Annotated in this window: 16 protein-coding genes; 13 read left to right on the top strand and 3 right to left on the bottom strand. The window is 72.0% G+C overall.

The features are described from left to right. The first annotated feature begins 22 nt into the window (after positions 1–22). On the top strand, positions 23–2,182 hold the full coding sequence (locus SYYSPA8_RS22100) for a PP2C family protein-serine/threonine phosphatase (protein WP_323448995.1): 2,160 nt from the start codon (positions 23–25) through the stop codon (positions 2,180–2,182). Between the two features lie 42 nt (positions 2,183–2,224). Here the strand turns inward: SYYSPA8_RS22100 and SYYSPA8_RS22095 are convergent, their stop codons facing one another. Beyond that, on the bottom strand, positions 2,225–3,286 hold the full coding sequence (locus SYYSPA8_RS22095) for an enoyl-CoA hydratase/isomerase family protein (protein WP_323448994.1): 1,062 nt from the start codon (positions 3,284–3,286) through the stop codon (positions 2,225–2,227). 175 nt (positions 3,287–3,461) lie between these two features. Between SYYSPA8_RS22095 and SYYSPA8_RS22090 the strand changes: the two genes are divergently transcribed. From SYYSPA8_RS22090 to SYYSPA8_RS22070, 5 genes are all read left to right on the top strand, one after another. Further along, entirely contained in the window at positions 3,462–4,652 is a 1,191-nt protein-coding gene (locus SYYSPA8_RS22090) for an acyl-CoA dehydrogenase family protein (protein ID WP_323448993.1), read from the top strand. A 948-nt stretch (positions 4,653–5,600) separates the two neighbouring features. Next, on the top strand, positions 5,601–6,128 hold the full coding sequence (locus SYYSPA8_RS22085) for a hypothetical protein (RefSeq protein WP_323448992.1): 528 nt from the start codon (positions 5,601–5,603) through the stop codon (positions 6,126–6,128). 208 nt (positions 6,129–6,336) lie between these two features. Continuing rightward, positions 6,337–8,673 carry a hypothetical protein gene (locus tag SYYSPA8_RS22080; RefSeq protein ID WP_323448991.1) on the top strand — a complete coding sequence of 779 codons (2,337 nt, stop codon included), beginning with the start codon at positions 6,337–6,339 and terminating at the stop codon, positions 8,671–8,673. A gap of 56 nt (positions 8,674–8,729) precedes the next feature. Beyond that, entirely contained in the window at positions 8,730–9,458 is a 729-nt protein-coding gene (locus tag SYYSPA8_RS22075; RefSeq protein WP_323448990.1) for a hypothetical protein, read from the top strand. 733 nt (positions 9,459–10,191) lie between these two features. Continuing rightward, positions 10,192–10,911: a hypothetical protein gene (locus SYYSPA8_RS22070; RefSeq protein WP_323448989.1), complete on the top strand. Its 720-nt coding sequence runs from the start codon at positions 10,192–10,194 to the stop codon at positions 10,909–10,911. Between the two features lie 263 nt (positions 10,912–11,174). On the opposite strand, the gene SYYSPA8_RS22065 is transcribed toward SYYSPA8_RS22070, so the two are convergent. Continuing rightward, positions 11,175–11,693, bottom strand: a complete 519-nt coding sequence (locus tag SYYSPA8_RS22065; RefSeq protein WP_323448988.1) for an NUDIX domain-containing protein — start codon at positions 11,691–11,693, stop codon at positions 11,175–11,177. A gap of 35 nt (positions 11,694–11,728) precedes the next feature. Next, on the bottom strand, positions 11,729–13,084 hold the full coding sequence (locus SYYSPA8_RS22060) for a tetratricopeptide repeat protein (RefSeq protein ID WP_323448987.1): 1,356 nt from the start codon (positions 13,082–13,084) through the stop codon (positions 11,729–11,731). Positions 13,085–13,276: 192 nt separating this feature from the next. Between SYYSPA8_RS22060 and SYYSPA8_RS22055 the strand changes: the two genes are divergently transcribed. The 7 genes from SYYSPA8_RS22055 (at position 13,277) to SYYSPA8_RS22025 (ending at position 23,638) form a co-directional block, all read left to right on the top strand. Continuing rightward, entirely contained in the window at positions 13,277–14,026 is a 750-nt protein-coding gene (locus SYYSPA8_RS22055; protein ID WP_323448986.1) for a hypothetical protein, read from the top strand. A gap of 74 nt (positions 14,027–14,100) precedes the next feature. After that, positions 14,101–15,012, top strand: a complete 912-nt coding sequence (locus tag SYYSPA8_RS22050) for a BUD32 family EKC/KEOPS complex subunit (RefSeq protein ID WP_323448985.1) — start codon at positions 14,101–14,103, stop codon at positions 15,010–15,012. After that, positions 15,013–15,705 carry a class I SAM-dependent methyltransferase gene (locus tag SYYSPA8_RS22045; RefSeq protein WP_323448984.1) on the top strand — a complete coding sequence of 231 codons (693 nt, stop codon included), beginning with the start codon at positions 15,013–15,015 and terminating at the stop codon, positions 15,703–15,705. 15 nt (positions 15,706–15,720) lie between these two features. After that, positions 15,721–16,308 (top strand): HAD domain-containing protein, encoded by a 588-nt coding sequence (locus SYYSPA8_RS22040; RefSeq protein WP_323448983.1) that lies wholly within the window; start codon positions 15,721–15,723, stop codon positions 16,306–16,308. A gap of 556 nt (positions 16,309–16,864) precedes the next feature. After that, entirely contained in the window at positions 16,865–17,422 is a 558-nt protein-coding gene (locus SYYSPA8_RS22035) for a sigma-70 family RNA polymerase sigma factor (protein ID WP_323448982.1), read from the top strand. A 254-nt stretch (positions 17,423–17,676) separates the two neighbouring features. After that, positions 17,677–20,895 (top strand): helix-turn-helix transcriptional regulator, encoded by a 3,219-nt coding sequence (locus tag SYYSPA8_RS22030; protein ID WP_456115169.1) that lies wholly within the window; start codon positions 17,677–17,679, stop codon positions 20,893–20,895. Continuing rightward, positions 20,834–23,638, top strand: coding sequence for a LuxR C-terminal-related transcriptional regulator (locus SYYSPA8_RS22025; RefSeq protein ID WP_456115170.1), 2,805 nt, complete (start codon positions 20,834–20,836; stop codon positions 23,636–23,638). The genes SYYSPA8_RS22030 and SYYSPA8_RS22025 overlap by 62 nt, the downstream gene beginning before the upstream one ends. Positions 23,639–23,644 lie beyond the last annotated feature (6 nt).

Genomic DNA, 23,644 nt, shown 5'->3' with positions numbered 1-23,644 from the left:
CTGGTGAGGAGGTGATCGCGGGATGGGCGGGCCGCAAGCCGCCGCCGGGGGAGCGACGGGCGGGGGAGCCGAGGCGGTGCGGCCGGTGCTGGCGCTCGCGCTGGCCGGCATGATGACCGACGTCCACGCCCACTCCGGCGCCCTCTACCTCCTCACCCCGGGCCCCGAACGGGACCGCCGCGCCCAGGTCCTGGAGATGGCCGTCAAGGCCGGCCTGCCCCGCGCCTTCTCCACGCCCTGGGAACGGATCTCCCTCGCCTCCCCGCTGCCCGTCGCCGACGCCGTCCGCCGGCTGCGGCTCGTCTGGGTCCCCGACGAGGAGGAGATGGCCCACCGCTACCCCCGGATCGCCGTCGCCCTCCCGTACCGCTACCGGTTCGCCGCCCTCCCCGTCGCCGTCGGCGAGCAGGTCTACGGCGCGGCCTACGTCACCTGGCCCGCGTCCCACCCGCCGACGCTGTCCCCGGCCGAACACAACCTCCTCACCGCGGCCTGCGACCGGCTGGCCCTGCGGCTCGCCGACGCCGCCCGCGACGGCGCACCGCTCCTGGCGGCCGAACCCGACTTCGTCGGCACCACACCGGTGCCCGACTGCGGCGGCGACCCGGCCGAAGTGCTGCGGACCCTCGCCCGGCTCCCGTACGGCGTCTGCGCCCTCGACGTCAACGGCCAGGTCACCTGCGCCAACCCCGCCGCCGGGGACCTCCTCGGCACCGACCCCGCCCGTCTCACCGGCCGCACCCTGTGGACCGCGCTGCCGTGGCTCAACGACCCCGTGTACGAGGACCGCTACCGAGCCGCCCTCCTCAGCCAGCGGACGTCCTCCTTCACGGCACTGCGCCCGCCCCGCGACTGGCTCGACTTCCGGCTGCACCCCGGCCACGACGGCCTCACCGTCCAGATCACCCGCGCCGAGGCCGCCGTCGGCGGCACCGGGGAAGCCGCGCCCGCCGAACGCCACCCCGCCCGGCTCGTCACCATCGCCCACATCGCCAACCTGGCCATCGCGCTGACCGAGGCCGTCGGCGTCTCCGACGTGGTCGACCTGGTCGCCGACGAGATCATGCCCTCGCTCGGCGGCAGCGCCCTGGTCCTCCTCGGCTCCGAGAACGGCCGGCTGAGGGTCCTCGGCCACCGCGGCTACGCCGACCCCCACACCGTGGAACGGTTCGACGGCTTCCCGCTGAGCGCGCCCCTGCCCGGCGCCCAGGCCCTCGTCGCCGGGGTGCCGTCGTTCTTCGAGTCCCGGGCCGAACTGGAACGCGTCTACCCGGAGCGGTTCGCCACCCCCGACGGCATGTCCGCGTGGGCGTACCTCCCGCTGATCGCCTCCGGCCGGCCCGTCGGCACCTGCGTCCTCGGCTTCGACCGCGAACACCACTTCACCACCGACGAGCGCTCCGTGCTCACCAGCCTCGGCGGGCTCATCGCGCAGGCCCTGGAACGGGCCCGGCTGTACGACACCAAGCACCGCCTCGCCCACGGACTCCAGTCCGCGCTGCTGCCGCGGACGCTGCCGCGGATCGACGGCCTGGAGGCAGCCGCCCGCTATCTGGCGGGCACCCAGGGCATGGACATCGGCGGCGACTTCTACGACCTGGCCCGCACCGGCGGCCGCAGTGCCGCCGCCGTCATCGGCGACGTCCAGGGCCACAACGTCACCGCCGCCGCGCTCATGGGCCAGGTCCGTACCGCCGTACGCGCCTACACCGCCGTGGGCCAGCCGCCCGGGCAGGTCATGGAGTCCACCAACCGGCTCCTCATCGACCTGGAGGCCGACCTGCTGGCGTCCTGCGTCCACCTGCGGATCGACCTGCCCGCCCACACCGCGCACATCGCCCGCGCCGGGCATCCGCAACCGCTGCTCCGCGCACCCGACGGCACGGTACGGGTGCTGGAGCTGACCGGCGGGCCGCTGCTCGGCGTCGACGCCCGGTCCGTCTACCCCACCACCTGGCTGCCGCTGCCACCCGGAGCCGTCCTCGCGCTCTACACGGACGGGCTGATCGAGACGCCGGGCACCGACATCGACGACGCGCTCGCGGCCCTCGCCCGGCGGCTCGCCGGGGCCGCGCCGGACGCCTCCCTGGAGGAACTCGCCGATCTGCTCCTCGGACCGCCGGAGGTCCGCGACCGGCGCGGCGACGACACGGCGCTGCTGCTCCTGCGCCCCACGGGCTGACCACCCGCCGGCTTGTGCGACCGGTCCGCGGGAGCCCGCGCGTCACCGGCCGAACAGGGCCCCGCCCGCCGCACTGTTCCCGTCCCGCCGGGCGAAGAAGCGGGCGACGTCCGCGTCCGACACCTCCGCCAGCGCCGCGGGCGACCAGCGCGGCGCCCCGTCCTTGTCGATGACCCGGGCCCGGATCCCCTCCACCAGATCGGGCCCGGCGAACGCGGCGCACGACACCCGGTACTCCTGCTCCAGCACCTGCTCCAGCGTGCCCAGCTCCCGCGCCCGCCGCACCGCCGCCAGGGTGACCTTCAGCGCGGTGGGCGACCGGGTGAGGATCGTCCGCGCCGCCTCCTTCGCCGCCGGATCGCCGTGGGCGAGCAGCCGCTCCACGATCCCCTCCACCGAGCCGCCCGCGTAACAGTGGTCGATCCACCCCCGGTGGGCCGCGAGTTCCCCGGCGGGCGCGGGCTCCGCGTACCGCGCCACCACGTCCGCCACCCCGCCGTCCGCGAGCGCCGCCGCGAAACCGGCCAGCCGCGCCGAGGGCACGTAGTGGTCGGCGAGCCCGCAGAGCACCGCGTCGGCGGCGCCCACCGGCAGCCCCGTGAGCGCCAGATGGGTGCCCAGCTCGCCGGGGGCACGGGCCAGCAGATACGTACCGCCGACATCCGGGACGAAGCCGATACCGGTCTCCGGCATCGCCACGGCGGACCGCTCGGTGACCACCCGGACACCGCCGTGCGCCGAGATCCCCACCCCGCCGCCCATCACGATGCCGTCCATGAGGGCCACGTACGGCTTGCGGAAGCGGGCGATCCGGGCATTGAGCCGGTACTCGTCCCGCCAGAAGCCGAGCGTGCCGCGCCCGCCGGAGACGGCGTCCGCGTGGAACGCCCGGATGTCCCCGCCCGCGCACAGCCCCCGCTCGCCCGCGCCCGCGACCACCACGACCCCGACCGCCGGATCCCCCTCCCACGCCGCCAGCGCGGCGTCCATGGCACGGACCATGGGACGGGTGAGGGCGTTGAGAGCCGCGGGCCGGTCGAGCGTGATACGGGCGGCCCTGCCCTCGGTACGCAGCAGTACGGAATCGGACGCGACACGGCCCATCGGCTGTCCCCTCGGCTCGTTCCTCCCGCCCCACCGGACGGGGGTCCATCCTCGCCGACGCCGCTCCCCGGCCTCCCGGGGGGCCCGCCCCACTTCCGGTTTACTGCAACACGTTCTACCGTGTCCGCCGCGCCGGGGACCGAGCCGGGGCCGACCACCGGACTCTGGAGGGGCCGTGCATCTCGCCTACACGCCTGAACAGCAGCGGTTACGCGCCGAACTGCGCGCCTACTTCGCCGGCCTGGTGCCGGACAACGCCTACGCCCGCCACACCGACACCGCCGAACAGAAACGCTTCTACCGGGCCACGCTGCGCCGCCTCGGCGCCGACGGCTGGCTCGGCGTCGGCTGGCCCGTCGAGTACGGCGGCCGCGGCCTGACACCCCTGGAACAGTTCATCTTCTTCGACGAGGCGGCCCAGGCCGGCGTACCGCTGCCGCTGATGGCCCTCAACACCGTCGGCCCCACGCTGATGCGGCACGGAACGGAGGAGCAGAAGGCGTACTTCCTGCCGCGCATCCTCTCCGGCGAGATCGACTTCGCCATCGGCTACAGCGAGCCCGGCGCCGGCACCGACCTGGCGTCGCTCACCACCCGCGCGGTGCGCGAGGGGGACACCGAAACCGGCCACTACACCGTCGACGGACAGAAGATCTGGACCACCAACGGGGACACCGCCGACTGGGTCTGGCTCGCCGTGCGCACCGACCCGGACGCCCCGCCGCACCGGGGCATCACGATGCTCCTGGTGCCCACCTCCGACCCCGGCTACTCCTGCACCCTGATCAGCACCCTCGCGTCGCACGACACCACCGCGAGCTACTACGAGAACATCAGGGTCCCCGCCTCCCGGCGGGTCGGCGAAGAGAACAAGGGCTGGCGCCTGATCACCGACCAGCTCAACCACGAACGGGTCACCCTCGCCGCCCACGGCACCGTCGCCATCCGCGCCCTGAGCGACGTCCGCGACTGGGCCGCGGCCACCCGCCTCACCGACGGCCGCCGCGTCGCCGACCTCCCCTGGGTCCGCGGCCGCCTCGCCCGCACCCACGCCCGTCTCGACGCGATGAAGCTCCTCAACTGGCAGATGGTCAACTCCGTCCAGGAGGGCACACTGACCCCCCAGGACGCCTCGGCCGTCAAGGTGTACGGCTCCGAGGCCCGCCGGGACGCCTACGCCTGGCTCCTGGAGATCACCGCCGCCGCGGGCCCCCTGAAGGAGGGCTCCGCCGGCGCGGTGCTCCACGGCGAACTGGAACGCGGCTACCGCTCCGCTGTGATCTTCACCTTCGGCGGCGGGAACAACGAGATCCAGCGGGAGATCATCTCCTGGATCGGCCTGGGGATGCCCCGGGTCCGCCGCTGATCCCGGTGTGACGAGGATTTTTAGTTGGCACTTAGGATGTCTCGTTGGCACCAAGATCACCTTCTCTTCTCTGAGGTGGCGGTGCACCGCTGTCCCGTCGCAGCACAGTTGACGGACTCTCACTCAGCCTCATCCGGGTTGGCGGATTCCCACAATGTCGCGCCCTGCGCGGCGGGGCGCTGCAGGTTCCTCTCGCACTCTGTGCATTCTCTCTGATCTTGCGCCCGCCCTGCGCACGCGCAAGATCAGCGAGAATTCCACAGGCGGCGTGACCCATCGCGCGGAAGGTTACGGCCTCTTGTAGTCCTTGCCTTGTTTGACACGGTCACGCATGCATGGTGAGAAGCGCGGGCCCGCCCACATCGGGCACCGGGCCTGGCTCCTCACCGGCACCCGCCTACTGGTTCGGCAGCGGGTTGGGTTACCTCACCTGGGAGTACGGGGCGGTCCATGCCCCGACGGAAGTCGAGAAGTCGAGCAGGGGTCCCTGGTTACGGTCCGCGTGGAGGCGCGTAACGCGGGCAGCTGGGTCGGCCATGAGGTGGTTCAGGTGTACCTGACCCATGAGATCCGGTGAGCGGACCCACAGATCGACCGGCGTAACAGGGTTTCCGGATACTTCCACCATCCGTGCGGCCACCGGTTTCCAGTCGCTTCGCCGCGGTACGGAGGATTCCAGGGTTGCCGTTTCAGTCCGGTGCGCAAGGTGAGGAATGCGGTACGGGCTGGCACAGGGGGATTCCGGGAGCGGCAATCGGCAGTTCAGTGGCCCGGGGAGCGTTGAAACCAGTCGCATATCCATTGGCTTGATTCATCATGTCAAGAGGTCGTATCCGGTCACGGCTCGGAGATTTCCTGATGATTCAAACCGTAAGGGTGACACTGTGAAACTCCGGCCGGATCCGTGCCGGGGTGTGAACTGCGGAGATCTCAAGAGGTGGGGACCAGATGAGTGACGTGTTTACCTTTCCGGTGCTGGCGGCATCCGCTCTCACGCAGGCGTTCGGTTTTCTCTATCGGCGTGCGGAAACCCTCCTTGACCGTCGGCGCGGGAACGCCTCCCAGCCGGAGACCGTGCCCGCTGTCGTGGTCGGCGACCCAGGGTCGGCGGAGGCCGACGGCGACGCCCTGACCCCAGAGCGCCTGGAACAACTGGAGTCCCTTTGGGAGGTACTTGGTGTATACGGCGATCACCAGGACCTGGTCAGGCCGGAAGACGAACGGCTGCGCCGCAACCTCGGCCAGCTGCGGGGACTTCTGGAGGAGATCTACGGCCGGCGTATCACCTTCGAGGGCGAGGACCGGGCGCGCAGCGGCACCCGAATCGTGCAGAACCTGGGCCAAGTGCACGGCAGTGCGCATGCCCTGAAGGTACAGACGATTGGGCGTGACGCGGCGGTGGAGGTTGAGCAGAAGGCCGAAGTGCTCCACCGCGGGGCCAGTGTGACCGCGGCCGAAATCAACCTCATCGAATAGATCGGCCGGGGCGCATGGAGCGGCCCGGCGGCACAGAAGGCATACAGAAAATCAGGGGAGGACGTGCATGAATCTACCCATGCCCGCGGATGATCACCGCACTGGTGACTTGGGTCCGAGTATTCCTGTTCAGCCAGGAAGGCAACCGCGTCCTGGTGCCCTACCCGACGATGCGGGCAGCGCCCCGCAGGCGGATGGGCTCTCTGGTTTGGACAAGGAAGCCGCAGACTTTGGGCGGCGGTTCGATCTTGACCCGCCGGGCGGGGGCGCGGGGACACCGTCCGCGCCCGCTCCGTTCGACAGCGGGAGCGGGTACACCGGCGATGCGACTGGGGAAGCCGGCCCGCAGGTGCCCGCGCATGAGGCCGGTGATACCGGCACCGCCGCTATGGATGAGGACGATCCCCGGGTACGTGACGTCTTGGCCCTGGCCCGTGCGGTAGCGAACCTGCGGCAAGAGGCCTTGTTCAACTTCGGCGAGATGACCGGTGTGAAACTCACCGCCATCCTCGGAGAGATGCTCGTGCACTCCGAACTGCCGGACAGTTACCTGGATACCGTGCGAGCCGTGTTCGCACAGCCGCAGGGCTATGCGGAGACCTATCGGGATTTTGAGGAGCGACCTGGCGCGGTCCTGGTGCTCTTGCGCAAGCCGGGAGCCGGGCAGGCGTTCACTGCCCATGCGCTCCTCGCCGACCTGCGGTTACGCACCGGTGCGCGGGTGGGCCCCTTGAGCTTCGGCGGAACCAACCGGTTCCCCGTGCGTAAGCTGCCGCTCGACCAGAACTGCGGGTACCTGCTCGAACTGCCCAGTGATGAGGGCAAGGAAGATGGCCAGGACGGCGACAGGTTCGAGATCGCGGCCGACTTCGGTGCCACGCTGACGAAGATCCAGTACAGCCTGGAGAAGCGGTCATCTCGGCTCGTGGTTCTCACTACCCCAGAGCAGTGGGAAAGGATCAAGCACGGAGCTCCCCCGAACGTGATCCCTACCCTTGGGCGCCCCGACCCCAAGGAGGTCGCCGCCGCATGGCTGGCGGCTGAAGCTCCTGAGCTTGACGCCGCCCTGTGGCTCGAACGTCCGGAGATCGGTGATCTCCTCAAGGAACAGGGCCCTTCCGAGGTGCTCCAGATCGTCACTCTCATCCTCAATGCCGACTGCGGCAAAGACCTCGTCACGTCCACTGATCCGGACCAGAACGAGTTCACCCGGCGTGTCATGAGTGTGGTGGCGGCGCGCCGTGACTGGCGCAAGGACCTGCGCAGTTGGCACAGCGACCCCGATCGCACCAGTTTCCACCGCAACTTTCTGCTGGTTGCTGCGCTGTTCAGCAATGCCCCGGTTGCCCACATCTACGCCAAGACATCGGAGCTGTGCGCCGCCTTGGAGGAGGGGGACCTGTCACTCAAGGGCCAGCAGGGCCCTGGCGTGATCGAGATGATTGAGGTCATCCATGCTGAGCTGAGCGACGAAGACGTCATCCAGTTTCCCAAACCTGGCTGGGACGACGCCGTGCTGAGCTACTTCTGGACCGACCGGCCCATGGCTCGCAAGCCCTTCCTCACCTGGATGGCCGCGGCCCCGGTAGCCAGAACCACGCAGTTCCTGGAGACGTTCACCACGGACGACCGGCTGCTGCTGGCCAACCGAGTCGGGGCGTTCGCCGTCCGCTGGGCGGAACGCCATCAGAAGAGTGAGCCCCTGGAAGAAATCGCCCAGGCATGGTGCAAGGACGACGCTTTGTGGCCCGCCGCCGTGTCGCTCGTCTCTGCTGCCGCCCTCCACCCGACCTTGGGACGCTTCATCCACGAGGCACTGCTGCGCTGGTCTAAGGGCCGCCGCGAGGGAAGTCTGGCACTCCAAAAACTCACGGTCGACGTCTGCGCCGGCGAGTTCGGCCGACTGCACACCGGCAAGGCGCTGCGCCGGCTGAGCCACGCTGCGGCCTCGCCCCACAAGGAAGTCCGGACCGCGCTGCACTCTGCGGTGCGCAACCTCTGGTCCGACCCTGCTGTACGGCAGACCCTCTTCGACGAAGTCATCACCTGGTGCGCGAAGGACCCCAAGCGTATCCAGGCGGGCCGCCATGCCTTCAACGCGCTGGCCACCCTCACCACCGTCGAGGAGCCCCGCGTGCCCGTGCTCCTTCCCAGTCTCAAGGAAGATGCCGAGACCGAACCGACCGTGGCCGATCTGGCCAAGGGGTGGAGGACTCTGCTCGATCCCGAAGCTGAAGACGAGAAGACCGCGGAAGCCCTGAGCCTGTGGATGGACACAGCCTGGCTGTACCCCGACCGGAGGCAGACGATCTTTGAGATCCTGCGGGGCGCGGTTGACGTCCCGGGCCGGGCTGGAGGAACCCACCCCCGCCACCGCCTGAGGGACCTGCTCTACCGCTGGCAGCCCGTCCCCGCACCCGACGCCGACCCAGAGCGCGTGCGGCTCCGCCACGAACTGGCTGACCTCCTTGACCACGACCGAGGTCTCGCCGTCGCGCAGTACCGCCGGGGCGCCGCGGCAGATGGCCAGGCAGCAGCGCGATGAGCATGTTCGCACGGCGTCGCTCTCGGCGTGGGAGCGGCGACCCGAGCCCGGGCTGGGTGCAGGAATTCCATGACGTCGTCGCGGGCGCGGAGCCCGGCATGGGATTTACCGCGCACTTTCGCGTCGAATGGCGCAGACCCTCCACTGTCACGGCTACCCGGGCCAGCGCCGTAGAGGCATGCGGGCTGGTACGGGCTCTGGTTGAAGGTGTGGCGGCAGGATGCAGTGTGCTGCGCCCTGCGGCCACCGAACAGGACATCAACGGTGTACTCGCACGCAAGATGCCCCTGCGCACCGATACCGCCGAGGTGACCTGGGCCCAGGTCAGCCTCACTGTTGACGAGCAGACCCGGCATGCCGCCCATCGCCTGGCCCAGATACGCCATGAGATCGAGCTCGATGCCTTGGCGCGGAAGCAGACCCTCGCACGAATCAACTTCCTGTACGACGAGGTTCTGCGGGACCCGGCAGCTGCCCGTATCTATCTGATGCTCGAACACTCCGCACGCATCGGGGACCTGCCGACCGACCTGGACCTGGACCGGGTGGTGCGGGAGATCCAGCAATGGCACCCCTCCTCGAAGTGGGTGGTCACCGCCCAACTCCTACACACCTTCGTCGAAGGTCTTACGACCGGCGACGCCGACGATCTGCTCCACACTCTTCATTCCCTCTTCACGGACTACGGCGAGAAGGAGCTGGCAGCTCGGCTCCCGTTACGGATCGCTGAGAAGCCAGAGTCGCCGGATTCTTCTGACGGACAAGGACAGCCGTGGCCAAACTGACGTGGACGCGCATCTTCCTGGCCCCGCTCACTAGCTGGCATGCCTACCGCATCATGCGATCCCATCCTGAGCAGATCGACTTCGACGTGGCTTGGAGGCAGGCCAGAATCCGCAGTCACCCCGACGAAGCGCCCTACCTGCTCCACGGCCACGGACGGATCGCCAACCCGTTACCAGACACCGAGGAGCGCCCCAGAAGCTCACCCGCATGGAAGACAAGGCGTATCTCGCCCTGCAGAAAGCGGCGCTGACTGCTGGCTGACGTCCCAGGCGGGCCTGCTGCCAGCGCTATGCCGCTCAGAGACGGCGCACGGACACGCGGGTGAGAGGACGACACGGTGCGGAACCGAGGCACGCCGTGGCTGACCGGCAGGTCACTGCCTGGCTCCCCGCGGGCCAGCGCCCCCTTCAGGAACCGCTGCCCGCCGGCCGGCACGTGAGCGGGATACCGGTGGCGAGGACCGTCGCTCTGCGGCGGTGAGCTTGATCCGCTAGTCGACTCACCTGTGCTTGTTCACTGTTGCTTTCACAGCAGCGCCTTGATACCTTGTCGCCGTTATGCAGACCCGGGCTCAAGTGCCGGGTCTGACAGCAATCACCCGGCAGGCCATGCGAACGAGCACGTAGCTCGGTCGACACGTCGATGTGCAGGGTGGGATTCCATTTGCTTATGGCGGTGTTGACATGTCGGCGCGTTCTATTTCCGCTTCCAAGACATCCAGTGAGGCTGACAATGATTTATTCGTTCATTGCACACACGAGCCCAGGGCGGAGCAGGGTATTCGCCCTTGTCAAGGACGACCCCGATCGGTTGGAGGCGGTCACTGCGCTGGGAGCAGGCGATCTCCACCTGGCCGAGGAGCTCGTCGGAGGCCTCAACAACTTCCTGGCCGATCGGGATGACACAGTGTTGCAGGCCGTGCTCGACCGCCTTCCGAACCCGGTGCGAATGGCTGCACAGCAGTACCTCAAGAATAAATGTAAGCCGGAGCCCGGCTCCTTCACCGGATACGGGCCGATCGACATAGTCCGTGAGGCCGTCTACTTTAGGCGACTTGATGACGAGCTTGAAGAGTACCTTGATAGTGCCTACATGATCGGGCTCGGTATCCGTATGTCGAACGAGCTCCGCCGTGCCGGTGGAATCACCTGGGTGGTCCAACTGCGCAGCGACGAGGTCTCCGTACCACTGAGCGCTGAGCCGCGCACGTGGGCACTTCCCGCAAAGGCGCAGCTTCTGAAGACTTGGACGAGCCAGCAGCCGCTCGCCCGTCTTGGGCCCGTTCGTGGTGCCCTCGACGTGGCGCGAGCCGCAAGTGCCGAGGGGCGTTGGGTCAGAGTTCATACACTGCTCCACAGCAGCAGTGATGTCGACTTCGAGGGCAGCGGTACTTCGGAGTTCGTTGTCGACGTCTTCGACGCGTCGATCCCACTGGAGGACACGGAAGAATGATTGGTTTCTTCGCTGCGCTGTTCTGATCCGTTGTCTGGATACGCCTCATGGGCTCAGGAGGGCACAGCGAAGTCGGCCACCCCGACTTCCGGAGTATGGCTGCGGGACAGGCTGCCCAGGGCGTCAGCAAGGGCCCGGGGGAGTCACGCGTCCAACGTCTGTGGGGCCGATGTCCGTCCTGGCCACGATGGGTCGCGGTCCGGGGTGGGGTCAGTGTCGTCAGCTCGTCGAGCTTCCTATCTGCGTGACCGGCTTAGGTCGCTTCATGCGTATGGTGGGCGGGGCGAAGACCAACCGTGCACGGAAATGGAAGCTCCTTGCGACAGGTGGTTCATGAGCGCGTCGCGCGTTGTTGCAACGAATGCCTCAGGGACGGAGTCGGCGTCGACCCATCGGACCTGGGAGTGTTTGCGGGGTTCCCGGTTCTCGGGTTCGCCCGTCCATTCGTGGGCGGCGAAGACGACGGTGAGGAAGCCGCCCGGGGCTTCGACGCCCCAGGCACTATGGATAACGTGGGCGACTTTGAGGGCTTCCGGCTTCACTTTCAGGCCGGTCTCCTCGTAGAGCTCGCGGACCGCCGTTTCCGTGATCGGCTCTCCAGGCTCGCTCTTGCCGACGGGTAGGTCCCACAGGCCCTGGGCGAACTTGGCGTTCTGGCCGCGTTGGAGGAGTACGACGCGGTTGGTGGCCTTGTCGTGGACGATGACGGCCGCGACCAGCAGGGTCATTGATTCGAGCGCCGGTTTGAGGGCTGGGGAGCGGTCGTCGGTCTGCCGGGCCACGAGGTTCCCTTCGTCGGGCGGGTCGTTCGGGCATGTTAGGCCAGTGCTTCGCGGACGCGGCGGGCGAGATCAGCGGCGCCTGGGACACGGCGGCGCTGGTACACGGCCAGGGTGGAGCGGATCGAGGTCATCGCCTTGCGGGTGCGGTCCGAGGTCATGCCTTCCATGAGGACCAGGGCTTGGGTCCAGGCGGCGACCGCCTCATCGGCGCGGGCCTGGGCGGCGAGGCTGTCGCCGAGGTCGGCGTGGGTGAGGGCGTGGACGCGCTGGTACTTCTGCGGGTCCCAGCGGGTGAGGGCGTCCCGGTGCTGTTGTTCGGTGCCGATGTGGTCGGCGAGGTCGGTCAGGGTCCGGGCGGTGTGGCTGGCCACGGTTCCGGCGGCGGGTCCACTGACGTGGGAGTAGCTGGGCTGGGGGCCGCTGTCCCGGAGGAGGGCGTCTTCGGCGGCGAGGAGGGCGCGGGCGGCTGAGGGGCTCTCGCCGACCGCCGCATAGGCGCGGGCATGGGTGATGTGGAGGAGGGCTTCGGTCCGGCCGTCGACGTGGCCGAGGCTGCGTGTGAGAGCGCCTTCGACGAGGTCGACGCAGTGGTGGGGCTGCTTGAGGCTGAGGGCCTGATGGGCGAGGGCGCGCATCATCCAGGCAGCGTGGCCGCGGGGGTCGGCCTCGCACGCGAGCTGGTAGCCGACCTGGTAGTAGCGCTGGGCGGCACCTTCGTGTCCGAGGTCGTGGTGTTTCCAGCCGGCGAGATAGGCGAGCTCGGCAACCGCGCCGAAGGCGGCCTGCCGTAGGAGTTCGGAGAGGAATCGTCCCCGGAGCATGGGGGCCGCCGTGTCGGCAAGGTAAGCGGCGACCGTGGTAAGACCGTGCCCACCGCCGAGGCGTTCGTCAGCGGCGCTGAAGGCCGCCGTGATCTGCCGTACGACATCAATGTCCGCACCACCGACGAGTGAATCGGCGGTGCGGGCACGGAGCATGCGGGAGGTGGCCTCTTGGTCGTGCAGAAGCGGCATGGCCACGCCGGTTGTGGTGAAGGCGGCGATGGCGAGGTAGCGGCGGCGTTCGACGTCCGCGCGGCCGAGGTCCGTGGCCGTGGTGACCGGGTTCGGGTCCGGCGGGGAGTCCACCTCTGACGTGCGGAGACCGATCTCGGTCTGGGTGACGACGCGGTCGAGGCGGCGGGACAGGGCCTCGGCGAGGTACTGGCCCGCCTGCCCGGACGGCGCGCGGGTGCCGTTCGCCCAGTGGGAGACGGCCGACTTGTTGGTCTGGAGCAGGTCGCCGTTCTCGGCGGCGATGCGGCGCACGTCCTTGGCGAGTGCCTCGTAGGTGCAGCCGGCGGCGTGGATTGTCTCGCGCAGGCGGGAGTTGGGGTGGGTCGGCGCCGACACGATCTCCTCCGCTTCGGAGCTGTAAACCGCGTATACCGCTTGGCATCGGACACACCGTACCCACTCTGTGTAGCGGACGGTTCACTTATCGACAGCGGCCCCACTTTCGGGCGGGGCAGCCCCCATTCCGTACGCCCCACCGGGCTCGGGCATTCCTGTGCCCCGGCCCGGCCGATCAGAGACGGAGAATCGATGACCACCGTCGACACCACGGCCATCACGGTCGAACTGCCCGACGCCTTCGACCCGCGCTGGAGCCGTCTGCCCGGCATCCAGGTGGACGGCCTGCGCATCACCATCGAGCCGGCCGAGTACTTCTTCCGCTTCGAGTCCAGCACCTGGCTCGTCGCCGACTGGGAGCTGGTCAAGTCCCAGCTCCTGGATGTGGACGAGACGACAGAGAGCGCGGTCGAGCAGCTCGCGCTCGACTTCATCAAGAACCACGGCGAGTCGACGTCGGATGCCGCCCGCGTGCTGACGACGGCGTACAAGGTCTACTCGTACCTCTTCCGCGAGGAGCACCTCGAATCGCTCGGGCTCCCGCTGATCACCGCCGGGCATCTGCGCATGCTGCGCGAGGCCGCCACACTGATGGCGCTCAACAAGGTCGAGCTGGACGGGCACATCTCCAACGTGGGCCCATGCTGGTTCTTCCCCGCGGCCACCTCCGTCGTCTTCGACCTGGACGACGAGACAGGCGGGATGCTGGACGAGGTCTACCACGGCAGCTGGTTCAACGAGCACCGCCGGATCGAGTCCATCAAGGCCCACGCCGCCCTCGGCGGCCGGCTCGTGCACGGCTGCCAGTCCGTGCCGGACCAGTCCGGCGGGGTCGTCGCACCCTACGGTGCCTCGATGGCGAACTTCCGGGACGACCTGGCCGAGTTCAAGGCGGGCTGGATCGAGCAGGTCCACGCCCACCGCGTCACCGCGGCCGAGTGACCCAACCCCACTACGGTTCCGGGGCGGCTGACCCGCTCGTCCGCCCCGGAGCCCACCATCTCGTGGAGACCCCCGTGGACCAGAGCCCGACCGCCGCCCTGCTGGACGACCTGTGCCGCCTTGTCGGCAAGCCCCTCCCCGAACGTGCCGAGATCCGCGTCTGGGGCATGTCCGGTGTCGAACGCGTCACCTTCCCCGACGGGGAGACCGCCGTCTTCAAGTACGCCAAGGAGCCCTTCGACCGCGAGGCCCGGGCCCTGCGGCTGGCGCACCAGCGCGGGCTGCCTGTCCCCGAACTGCACGCCACCACCATGCGGGACAAGTGGCTCGGGATGCTCATGGACGACCTCGGCACCCCTCTGCGGGATGCCGACGACCTCGACGGTGTCGCCGCCGCTGTGATGCTGCACGCCGCCCGCCCGGCAGACGGCCTGCCCCTCCTCGACCGTGCGGGCCTCACGGCCCTTCCCGACCGAGCCCTTGAACACCTCCGGCGGCTGCGGCAGGCCGGCCGCTGGACGGACTGCGACGACATCGAGACCAGCTTGGGAAAGATTTCCGCGGCGGCCAGGGACCGCGCCCAGGGGACGGTGCTCGACCCGTTCGGCTGGGTCCACTCCGAATTCCACCCCACCAGCGTCCACATCGGGGAGAACGGCTGGCACCTCCTCGACTTCGCCCGTGCCTTCACCGGGCCCGGCCTGATCGACCTCGCCTCCTACCACGGCACCACCGACGCACCGAGCCCCGCACGACTGCGGGTCCTCCTGGAGCAGTACGTCACGGCAGGCGGCCACCAGGACGCCCTCACCGCCCGAGGTGGCCTGGCCGCCGAGGCGTGGGCCCTGGGCTGGCACCGGATGTGGGCCGTGGAGTGGTTCATGGAGCAGGCCATCCGCTGGATCGACGACCCGGCCAAGGACCCCGCGTACATCCCCGTCGTCCGCCGCCACCTCGACGATGTGGTCCAGCTCCTGGAGGTCTAGGTGCTCGCCCAGGTCTCCCCCTGGTACGCCCACGCCGCCCAGCGGATGGCCGCCGCCCCCGCCCACGCCCTCGCCGCACCGGCCCGGATGGAATGGAGCACCCACCCGGGCCTCGGTCCCGGCGCCGAGATCCTCGGCCCGGACCTGCACCGCAAACACATACTGGAACTGGGCTGCGGCCCCGGCCACAACGCCGCCCACCTCGCCGAGCACCACCGGTCCCGCGTCACCGGCGTGGACCTGATCGGACTCCAGATACTCCGTGCCCGCTCCCACTACGGACACATCGACCGCGCCACTTTCGCCGTCGGCCACGCGCTGCACCACCTCCAGGCCACCGGCCGGACCTTCGACGCGATCTACTCCGTCTTCGGTGCCGTCGGCCTCGTCACCCCCGAACTCCTCCTCGCCGCGATTTTCCGCCGCTTGAGGCCAGACGGTGTCCTGGCCTTCTCGGTCCCGCACCCGGCACGGGCAGGAAGACATCCATCCGCTGACGACCGTCCGCGCGAGGACTACGTCATCATGCCCGACCGCACCCGGCTGCCCATCGCCCGCTGGGAGTTCGACTCCCGCCGGTGGGCCACTCATCTCCACCGGACCGGCCTGCGCATCACCTCCGCCCTGGAACTGCGGCACCCGCGCCTCGACCCATGGCCCACCACCCTCCTGATCACCGCCCGTAAACGCTGACCGACGGAGGTACCGATGCCCCTGCCCCGCCTGCTGCTGGACATCGACGGCGTCCTCATCCCGTTCCCGACGGCCGACGGGAGCACCCCGCCCACCCACATCCGCCACACCGTCCTGCCCACCGGCCGCAACCCCGGCGACTCCGTCACCATCTGGCTCAACCCCGCACACGGCCCCCTGCTCGCCGGCCTGCTGGGCAGCGGCCTCGTCGCCCCGGTGTGGTGCACCAGCTGGCGCAAGGACGCCACCACCATCATCGGACCGCTCCTCGGATTGCCGGAGTTCCCCTGCCTCGACCTCCCCCGCCCTCAGATCACCACCAGCCACCCCAACGGATATCTCTGGAAACGCGACCATGTCTCTCCGTGGCTCGGCGGAGACCCCGTCGCCTGGATCGACGACGACTTCACCGCCCTCGACCACACCTGGGCCGCCGAACGCACTGCCCGCGGGAACCCCACCCTGCTCATTCAGCCGGACGCGTACGCAGGGCTTCAGCCGCCGCATCTGGCAGACGCACACACGTGGGCGGTCCAACTGTGGGAAAGCTCCGTTCCGGCAGAAGAAACATCAAGGTGCGGACACCTTCCGAACGACAGTTGACCGCTCGTGTGACGGCAGTCGACTTCTGAGGTCGTGACCGGGAACGGGGCCTCAACGGAGCCGTACGCAAGGAGCGCCCCCCGGCCCGCCGCCCGCGGAAAGCGCCCCCGCCGCCGCGCTCCACCCGCGCTCCGGTGCTCGTACCCCCCCCGCCGCCCCGACCGCTCGGCCGCTCGGCGAAGCGCGGGCGACGCGGCAGGCGTTCGGATACCCGGCCGCGCGGAGGACCCCGTTCCAGCAGCGGTGACGCGGCGTGGGCGCATCTCCCGCGCGGCGGCGGGCCGGTGTGGCGAGGGGCGCGTGGTGATCGCTGCGGTTGTGACACGTACGGCCGGGGGCGCGGGTTCACCCCGGACCGTTCGACCACTCGTCGCTGCGCCGAACGGTCACCCCGTACCACTCGTCCGCCGACCGACGGGCTCTGTCAACTCCGCCACCCGGCGGATATCCGCCGCCCCGCCACGGCCGCAGGCTGACCGCACCCCGCAACTGAACCGTCACACAGCAAGCCACACAGTCAGCCAGCCACACAGCCAGCCAGACGAGGAGCGCAGCCGTGACCGCACCGGCCCCGGGACAGGCCCGACCGACCCCCCGCAGCACCCGCGCCACCGAGGAAGAACTGGCCCAGCTCCAACGTGAGCACGGCCGGGCCGTGTTCGGCTTCCTGCTGGGACTCACCTACGGCGACACCCAGCGCGCCGAGGACCTGCTCCAGGAGACGATGATCCGCGCCTGGCGCCACCCGGAAGCCCTGCACACCCGGCACGATTCGATGCGGCCCTGGCTCTTCACCGTCGCCCGCCGCCTCGCCATCGACGCCCGCCGCGCCCGCCTCTCCCGCGCCCGCGAGGCCGTCCACTGCGTGGAGAACACCCCGATCACCGCGGAGGACCCCATCGAGCCGTCCATCCAGGCCCTCGATGTGCGCGCCGCGCTGGCCCGGCTCTCCGCGGACCACCGGGCCGTGCTCCGCGAGGTCTACTTCCGGGGACTGTCCGTCAACGAGGCCGCCGAGGCCCTCGACATCCCCCCGGGCACCGTCAAGTCCCGCACCTACTATGCGCTCCGCGCGCTGCGCGGCGTACTGAAGGCATACGCGACCCTGGGCTGACGCGGACATCCGACGGCGACTTCCGGACAACACGCCCCCACCCGCCGCACACGCTGAACCACGACCCGTCCCCGCACGTAGCTGACTGCACAGCGAAGCGAGGGGAATCCGGTGGCACCGCCGGCCCGGCGACCAGGGCCGGCGACCAGGGCCGGCGACCGGGCCCGGCGACCAGGCCCGGCGCCGGGTCACCGGCCGCCGGTCGCCTGCCGGGGGTTCCCCGGTCCGTGGCAGCGGCGGTGAGGAGCGCGTCCGTGGTGGCAGAGCGAGACCCCGTCCCCGTACCCGCCCCCGTACCCGTGGCCCGGGAACCCCAGCTCCGCCGCGTCCGCGAACTCCTCAAAGCCACCGTCGCCGGGCACGGCGGCAGCCTCCTCGTGGACGGCGAACCCGGCTCCGGGAAGACAGCGCTGCTCGCCCGCGTCGCGGACGAGGCCGGCCGGCTGCGCTGCCGTGTCCTCGCCGGTACCGCACCCGAACTCTGCCCCACCCCCCTGGGCGCCCTGCTCGACTGCCTGGAACCCGATGCCACCACGGACGAGATCAGGCGGACCGCGCGGGCCGGCGGCCTCACCCCGGCGGGCCACCCCGCCACCGCCGTCCGCCGCCTCTTCGGTCTGATCGCCCAGACGTGCCGCACCACCCCCGTCGTCCTCGTCCTCGACAACCTCCACCGCGCCGACGAGGCCAGCCTGTTGGTGTGGCGACGGCTCACCGAGACCGCGTCCCGGCGGCCGCTGCTGCTCGCCGCCGCCGTCCCGAGCGCACCCGGCCGCCCCCTGCCCCGCCCCGCCGCCCGGATCGCCGACAGCGGTGCCACGCGGCTCACCCTGCCCCCGCTGACGCCCCGCGAGGCCGCCCGGCACGCGGGCGTCGTCCTCGGTGTCCCGCCCGGCCCCCGGCTGCTGCGCCGCCTCGGCGACGCGGCGGGCAACGTACGCCACCTGCACGACCTGCTCGCCGCACTCACCGCCGACGGCGCCGTCCGTCTCACCGCCGACTCCGCCGAACTCGCCACCACCGGAGCCACAGCCGAAGCCGCAGCCGGAGTCACCACCGGAGCCGCAGCCGGAACAGGCGGCACCGGTTCCGCACGCCCCGCACGCCCCGCACGCTCCGCAGGCCCCAGAAGCCCCGCAAGCACCGGGAACAACTCCCCCTACCCCCTGCCACCCCCGCTCGCCGCCGCCCTCACCGACCGGCTCGGCGCCCTCTCCCCGGACGTCCGCACCACCCTCCGGATCGCCGCCCTCCTCGAACCCCCCTTCTCCCGCCGCGAACTCGCCGTCGCCCTGGAACGCCCCCCGGGCGCCGCGCTCCCCGCCCTGGAGGAGGCCGTCGCCGCCGGAATCGTCGAAGAGGGGGCACCGGAGAGCCTGCGCCTGCGGAGCGAACTCCTCCGCCAGGCCCTGCACGCCGGTGTCCCCGCCACCCTGCGCGCGGCCATCCACGCCCGCGCCGCCCGCTCCCTCGCCGGGCTCCGCGCCCCCGCCCACCGCGTCGCCGCCCACCTCCTGGCCGCCGACCCCGCCGGCGACGACTGGGCCACCCCCTGGCTCCTTGGCCACAGCGCCGAACTCGTGGACCACCACCCCGGCGCCGCCCTCGAACTCGCCGGCCGCGCCCTCGACCGGCTGCCCCCCGCCCACCCCGGCCGCACCCGGCTCCAGGACGCCGCCGCCCAGAGCGCCTACCTGCTGCACCACCCGGACGCCGCCGGCCGCGCCAAGGACCTGCACGACCGCACCACCGACCCCGCCCGCCGCCACCGCCTCGGCTTCCTCACCGTCCTCGCCCTCCTCCAGGACGGCCGGCCCGCCCCGGCCCGTACCGTCGTGGACGACGCCCTCGCCGCCGCTGCCGTCACCGGCCACCCCACCCGGACCGCCCGCCTCCTCGCCCTGCGCGCGGCCCTCCTCTGCGCGTCCCACCGTCTCGACGAGGCCCGCTTCCTCGCCGACCGGGTCCTGGAACGGTCCCTCGCGCTCCAGGCCCCCGTACCCGAGGCCCACGCCCGCTCCGTCCGCGCCCAGGTGCTCACCCACACCGGCGACCACACCGCCGCGCTCCACGAGTCCACCCGCGCCCGCGCCGCCGCCCGCCGCCGCCGGGAGACCCGGGACCTCCAGCTCGTCCAGACCCTCCTGGGCGCCCATCTGCTGGGCGCCCACGACCGCGACGGCGAGGCCCGCGCCCTCCTGGACGACGCCCGCTCGCTCGCCGGCACCACCGGCTCACCGGCCCGCCGCGCCTGGGTGCACACCGTCGCCGCCCGGTTCCACTACCGGGCCGGCCGCTGGGACGAGGCCCTGGACTCCCTCGACCTCGGACACCCGCCGCCCGCCCCCTGGCTGCCCGTCCCCCCGCACGGACTCGACGCCGTGATCCTCGCCGCCCGCGACCAGCGCGACGCCGCCCGCGCCCGGCTCACCGCCGCCCGCGCCGCGGCGCCCGCCGACACCGACCCCGCCTACCTCCCGCTCGCCGCCGCCCTCATCGCCGAACGCGACGGCGACCCCGGAACCGCGCTGACCCTCCTCCGCGACTCCCTCGCCCCCGGCGGCCCGCCCACCGGCCGCTGGGCCCACCAGGCGACCCGGCTGCCCGACACCGTCAGGATCGCCCTCGCCCTCGGCGACCACGCCCTCGCCCGGGACGCCGTGGCCGCCGCCGAAGCGGCCGCCGCGCACGCCCCCGGCGCCCCGGGCCCCCGCGCCCTCGCCCAGCGGCTCTCCGGTCTCGTCGGCCACGACCCCGGACCCCTCACCGCCGCCGCCGACCACTATCTGCGCCAGGGCATGCGGCTCTGCCACGCCCGCACCCTGGAGGACCTGGCCGCCGTCCTCGCCGCACGCGGCGACACCGACGGCACGGACGGCGCCCGCGCCCGGCTCACCGCGGCCGTCGATCTCTACCGGTCCATCGGCGCCCACGGCTACACCGCCCGCGCCGACGCCCGCCTGCGCTCCCTGGGCGTACGGCGCGGACCGCGCGGACCACGCGGCACCAAGAGCCGCCCCGGCACCGGCTGGGACGCCCTCACCCCCACCGAACTCAGGGTCGCCCTCCTCGTCGCCGAGGGCCGCTCCAACCCGGAGACCGCCGCCGAACTCCTCCTCTCCCCGCGCACCGTCCAGACCCACGTCTCCCACATCCTCGCCAAACTCGGCGTCCGCACCCGGATCGACATCGGCCGGGAGGCAGGCCGCCGCAGACCACCGCACGGCCCGCCGCACGGACCGCCGACGGCCGTACGGCCCGCCGCAGGACCCACCACGAAGGAGACCGACGACCGTGACGACCGTGACGCAGGGGAGCCACGGGCACGAACCGGAGAGCCACGGGTACGAGCAGGAGAGCCACGAGGGCGAGCCGCGCGCGTGGACCGGCCGAACCGCCGAGACCCGGCGGCTGAACCGGCACATCGGGGAACTGACGAACGGCCGGGGCCACTCCCTCCTCATCGAGGGTGAACCCGGCATCGGGCGGACCGCCCTGCTCCACCGGGCCCATGACGAAGCCCGCCGCACCGCCCGCGCGAGCCAGGGAGGTCACGTCGTCCGGGCGGCCGGTTCCACACCCGGCGGCCCGCTGACCGCGCTCCTCGACGCCCTCGCCCGGACCGCACCGGACCGCCCCGCCCGCGGCGCCGAGGCCCAGCGCCTCCTGTGCGGCCTCCGCGCCCGCGACCCCCACCGGGCCGCCGACCCGGTCCTCGCCGAACGCGTCGCCGACCTCGTCCGCAAGGTCACCGACGACGGCCCGCTCGCCCTCCTCCTGGACGACCTGCACCACGCCGACACCACCACCCTCCTCCTCTGGCAGCGCCTCGGCCGGGCCACCGGCCGGCTGCCCCTGCTGCTCGTCGCCACCGCCCGCACCCTCCCCGGCCACCGCGACCTCGGCCGCCTCAGACGCGACCTCGCCGACAGCGGCACGACCCTGCTCACCCTGCCCCCGCTCACCGACGACGAAGTCCGCGACCTCGCCACCGCCGTCACCGGCACCGCCCCGGGACCCGAACTCCGCGAACGGCTCGCCCACGCCGGCGGCAACCCCCGCCGGGTACGCGAACTCCTGCCCGGCGGGCCCGCCCCCGGCCGCCACGACCCCGCCGCCGTCACCCGCCTCCTCCCCGCGGCCGCCCGCGAGACCCTCCGCGCCGCCGCCCTGCTCGGCCCCGACTTCACCGGCACCGAACTCGGCGCCGTCACCGGCCGCTCCCCGCTCGACCTGCTCACCCCCATCGACGACGCCCTCGCCGCCGGACTCCTCGTCGACACCGACGAACGCCTCCGGTTCCGCCACCCCTCCGTGTACGAGGCGCTGCGCGCCGGCATCCCCGCCCACGAACGCGCCGAACGCCACCACGCCGCCGCCCGCGCCCTCCACGTCACCGGCGCCACCCCGGCCCGCGTCGCCGGACAACTCCTGCCCCTCGCCAAGACCCTCACCGCCGGCCGGGACCGCTGGGCCCTCGACTGGCTCACCGCCACCGCCGCGGACCTCGCCGAACAGGCCCCCGGCACCGCCGTCGCCCTGCTGCGCGGCTGCCTCACCCGCCTCCCCCCGGACGACCCCCGCCACGACACCCTCAGGGGCCACCTCGCCCACGCGGCCCTCCTGCTGCGCGGCCCCGCCGGCACCGCGACCCTGCGTTCCCTCCTCGACGGAACCACCGACGCCGACACCCGCACCCAGCTCACCGCCGCCCTCGCCCACGGCCTCTTCCTCCAGGGCCGCTGGAACGACGCCCTCGCCGCCCTCGACCGCTCCCGGCGGGCCGGCCCCGTCGCCGCCCGCTGGAACCTCCTCCTCCAAGGGCTGCGCGCCACGATCCACCACGCCGCCGGACACGACGAACGGTGCGCCGTACTCGCCCGGCAGGTCATCGCACAGGCCCGCGCCGGCGGACACGCCTTCGGCGAGGCGTACGGCCGCCACGCCCTCTCCTGCGCCCTCCTGCGCGAGCGCCGCACCGCCGCCGCCCTCGCCGAGAACACCCTCGCCCTGCGGGCGTCCGCCCGCGTCGACCGCGCCGACGCCCGCTGGCTCACCTGCACCCTCACCGACCTCCGCCTGACCGTGCTGCTCCACCGGGCCGCCCTGCTCGACCAGTCGGACCGCCACGGCGACGCCCGCGCGGCACTCGACCTCGCCCGGGAGGAGACCGGGGAGCGGGCCACCGCAGGACAGCTCGGCGGCATCACCGTCTCCGCCGCGCACCTCGACTACCGCGCCGGCCGCTGGGACGAGGCCCTCGCCCGGCTCGACACCCTGTCCGACGACGCGGGCGACCCCTGGCTGCCCTGGCCGCGCCACGGCATCGCCGCCCTCGTCCACGGCCACCGGGACCTGGGCGCGGACGCCCGCGCCCACCTGGACGCCCTGCCCGAACGGCCCGAACGGCCCGAACGGCCCGAACGGTCCGAGCGGTCAGAACGGTCCGAGGCAGCCGGACCCCGGGGCGGCCGCCGCGGCCTGCTGCTGATGGCCCGCGCACTGCTCGCGGAACGCGCCGGCCGCCCCCGGGACGCGCTGGCCTTCCTGCTGCCCACCCTCGACCCCGTCCACGCCCGCGATCTCGACCAGCGGTTCCTGTGGACCCCCGACATCGTCCGGCTCGCCCTGCGCACCGGCGACCGGGCCACCGCCCGCGCGGCCGCCGTCATCAGCGCCGGAGAGGCCGACCGCGAACACCACCCGGGCCGGATCGCCGCCGCCGACCGCTGCCGGGGCCTCGTGGACGGCGACCCCGCACCCCTCGCCGCCGCCGTGGAGTACCACCGCACGGCCGGCCGCCCCCTCGACCTCGGCCACGCCCTGGAGGACAGCGCCGCCGTCCACGCGGCCGTCGGCGACCTGCCGGCCGCGCGGGAACTCCTGGAACGGGCCCTGGAGTGCTACCGCCCGCTCGGCGCCGCCTGGGACGTACGCCGCGCCACGGGCCGGCTCCGCTCCCTGGGCGTCCGCACCGGCCCCCGGGCCGCGCGCGGCGGCCGCCCGCAGGCCGGCTGGGACGCCCTCACCCCGGCCGAGTCCCGGGTGGCCCGGCTGGTGGCGCTGGGCCGCTCCAACCCCGAGATCGCGGGCGACCTCTTCCTCTCGCCGCGGACCGTCCAGACCCATGTCTCGCACATCCTCACCAAGCTGGGCGCCCGCTCCCGCACCGAGGTCGCCCGCCAGGCCGCCGAACGCGCCGCACCGCGCCACTGAGCCCCG

It is taken from the genome of Streptomyces yaizuensis (assembly GCF_034961445.1).
Classification (GTDB): Bacteria; Actinomycetota; Actinomycetes; order Streptomycetales; family Streptomycetaceae; genus Streptomyces; species Streptomyces yaizuensis.
This window is presented reverse-complemented; position numbering and strand designations above follow the sequence as displayed.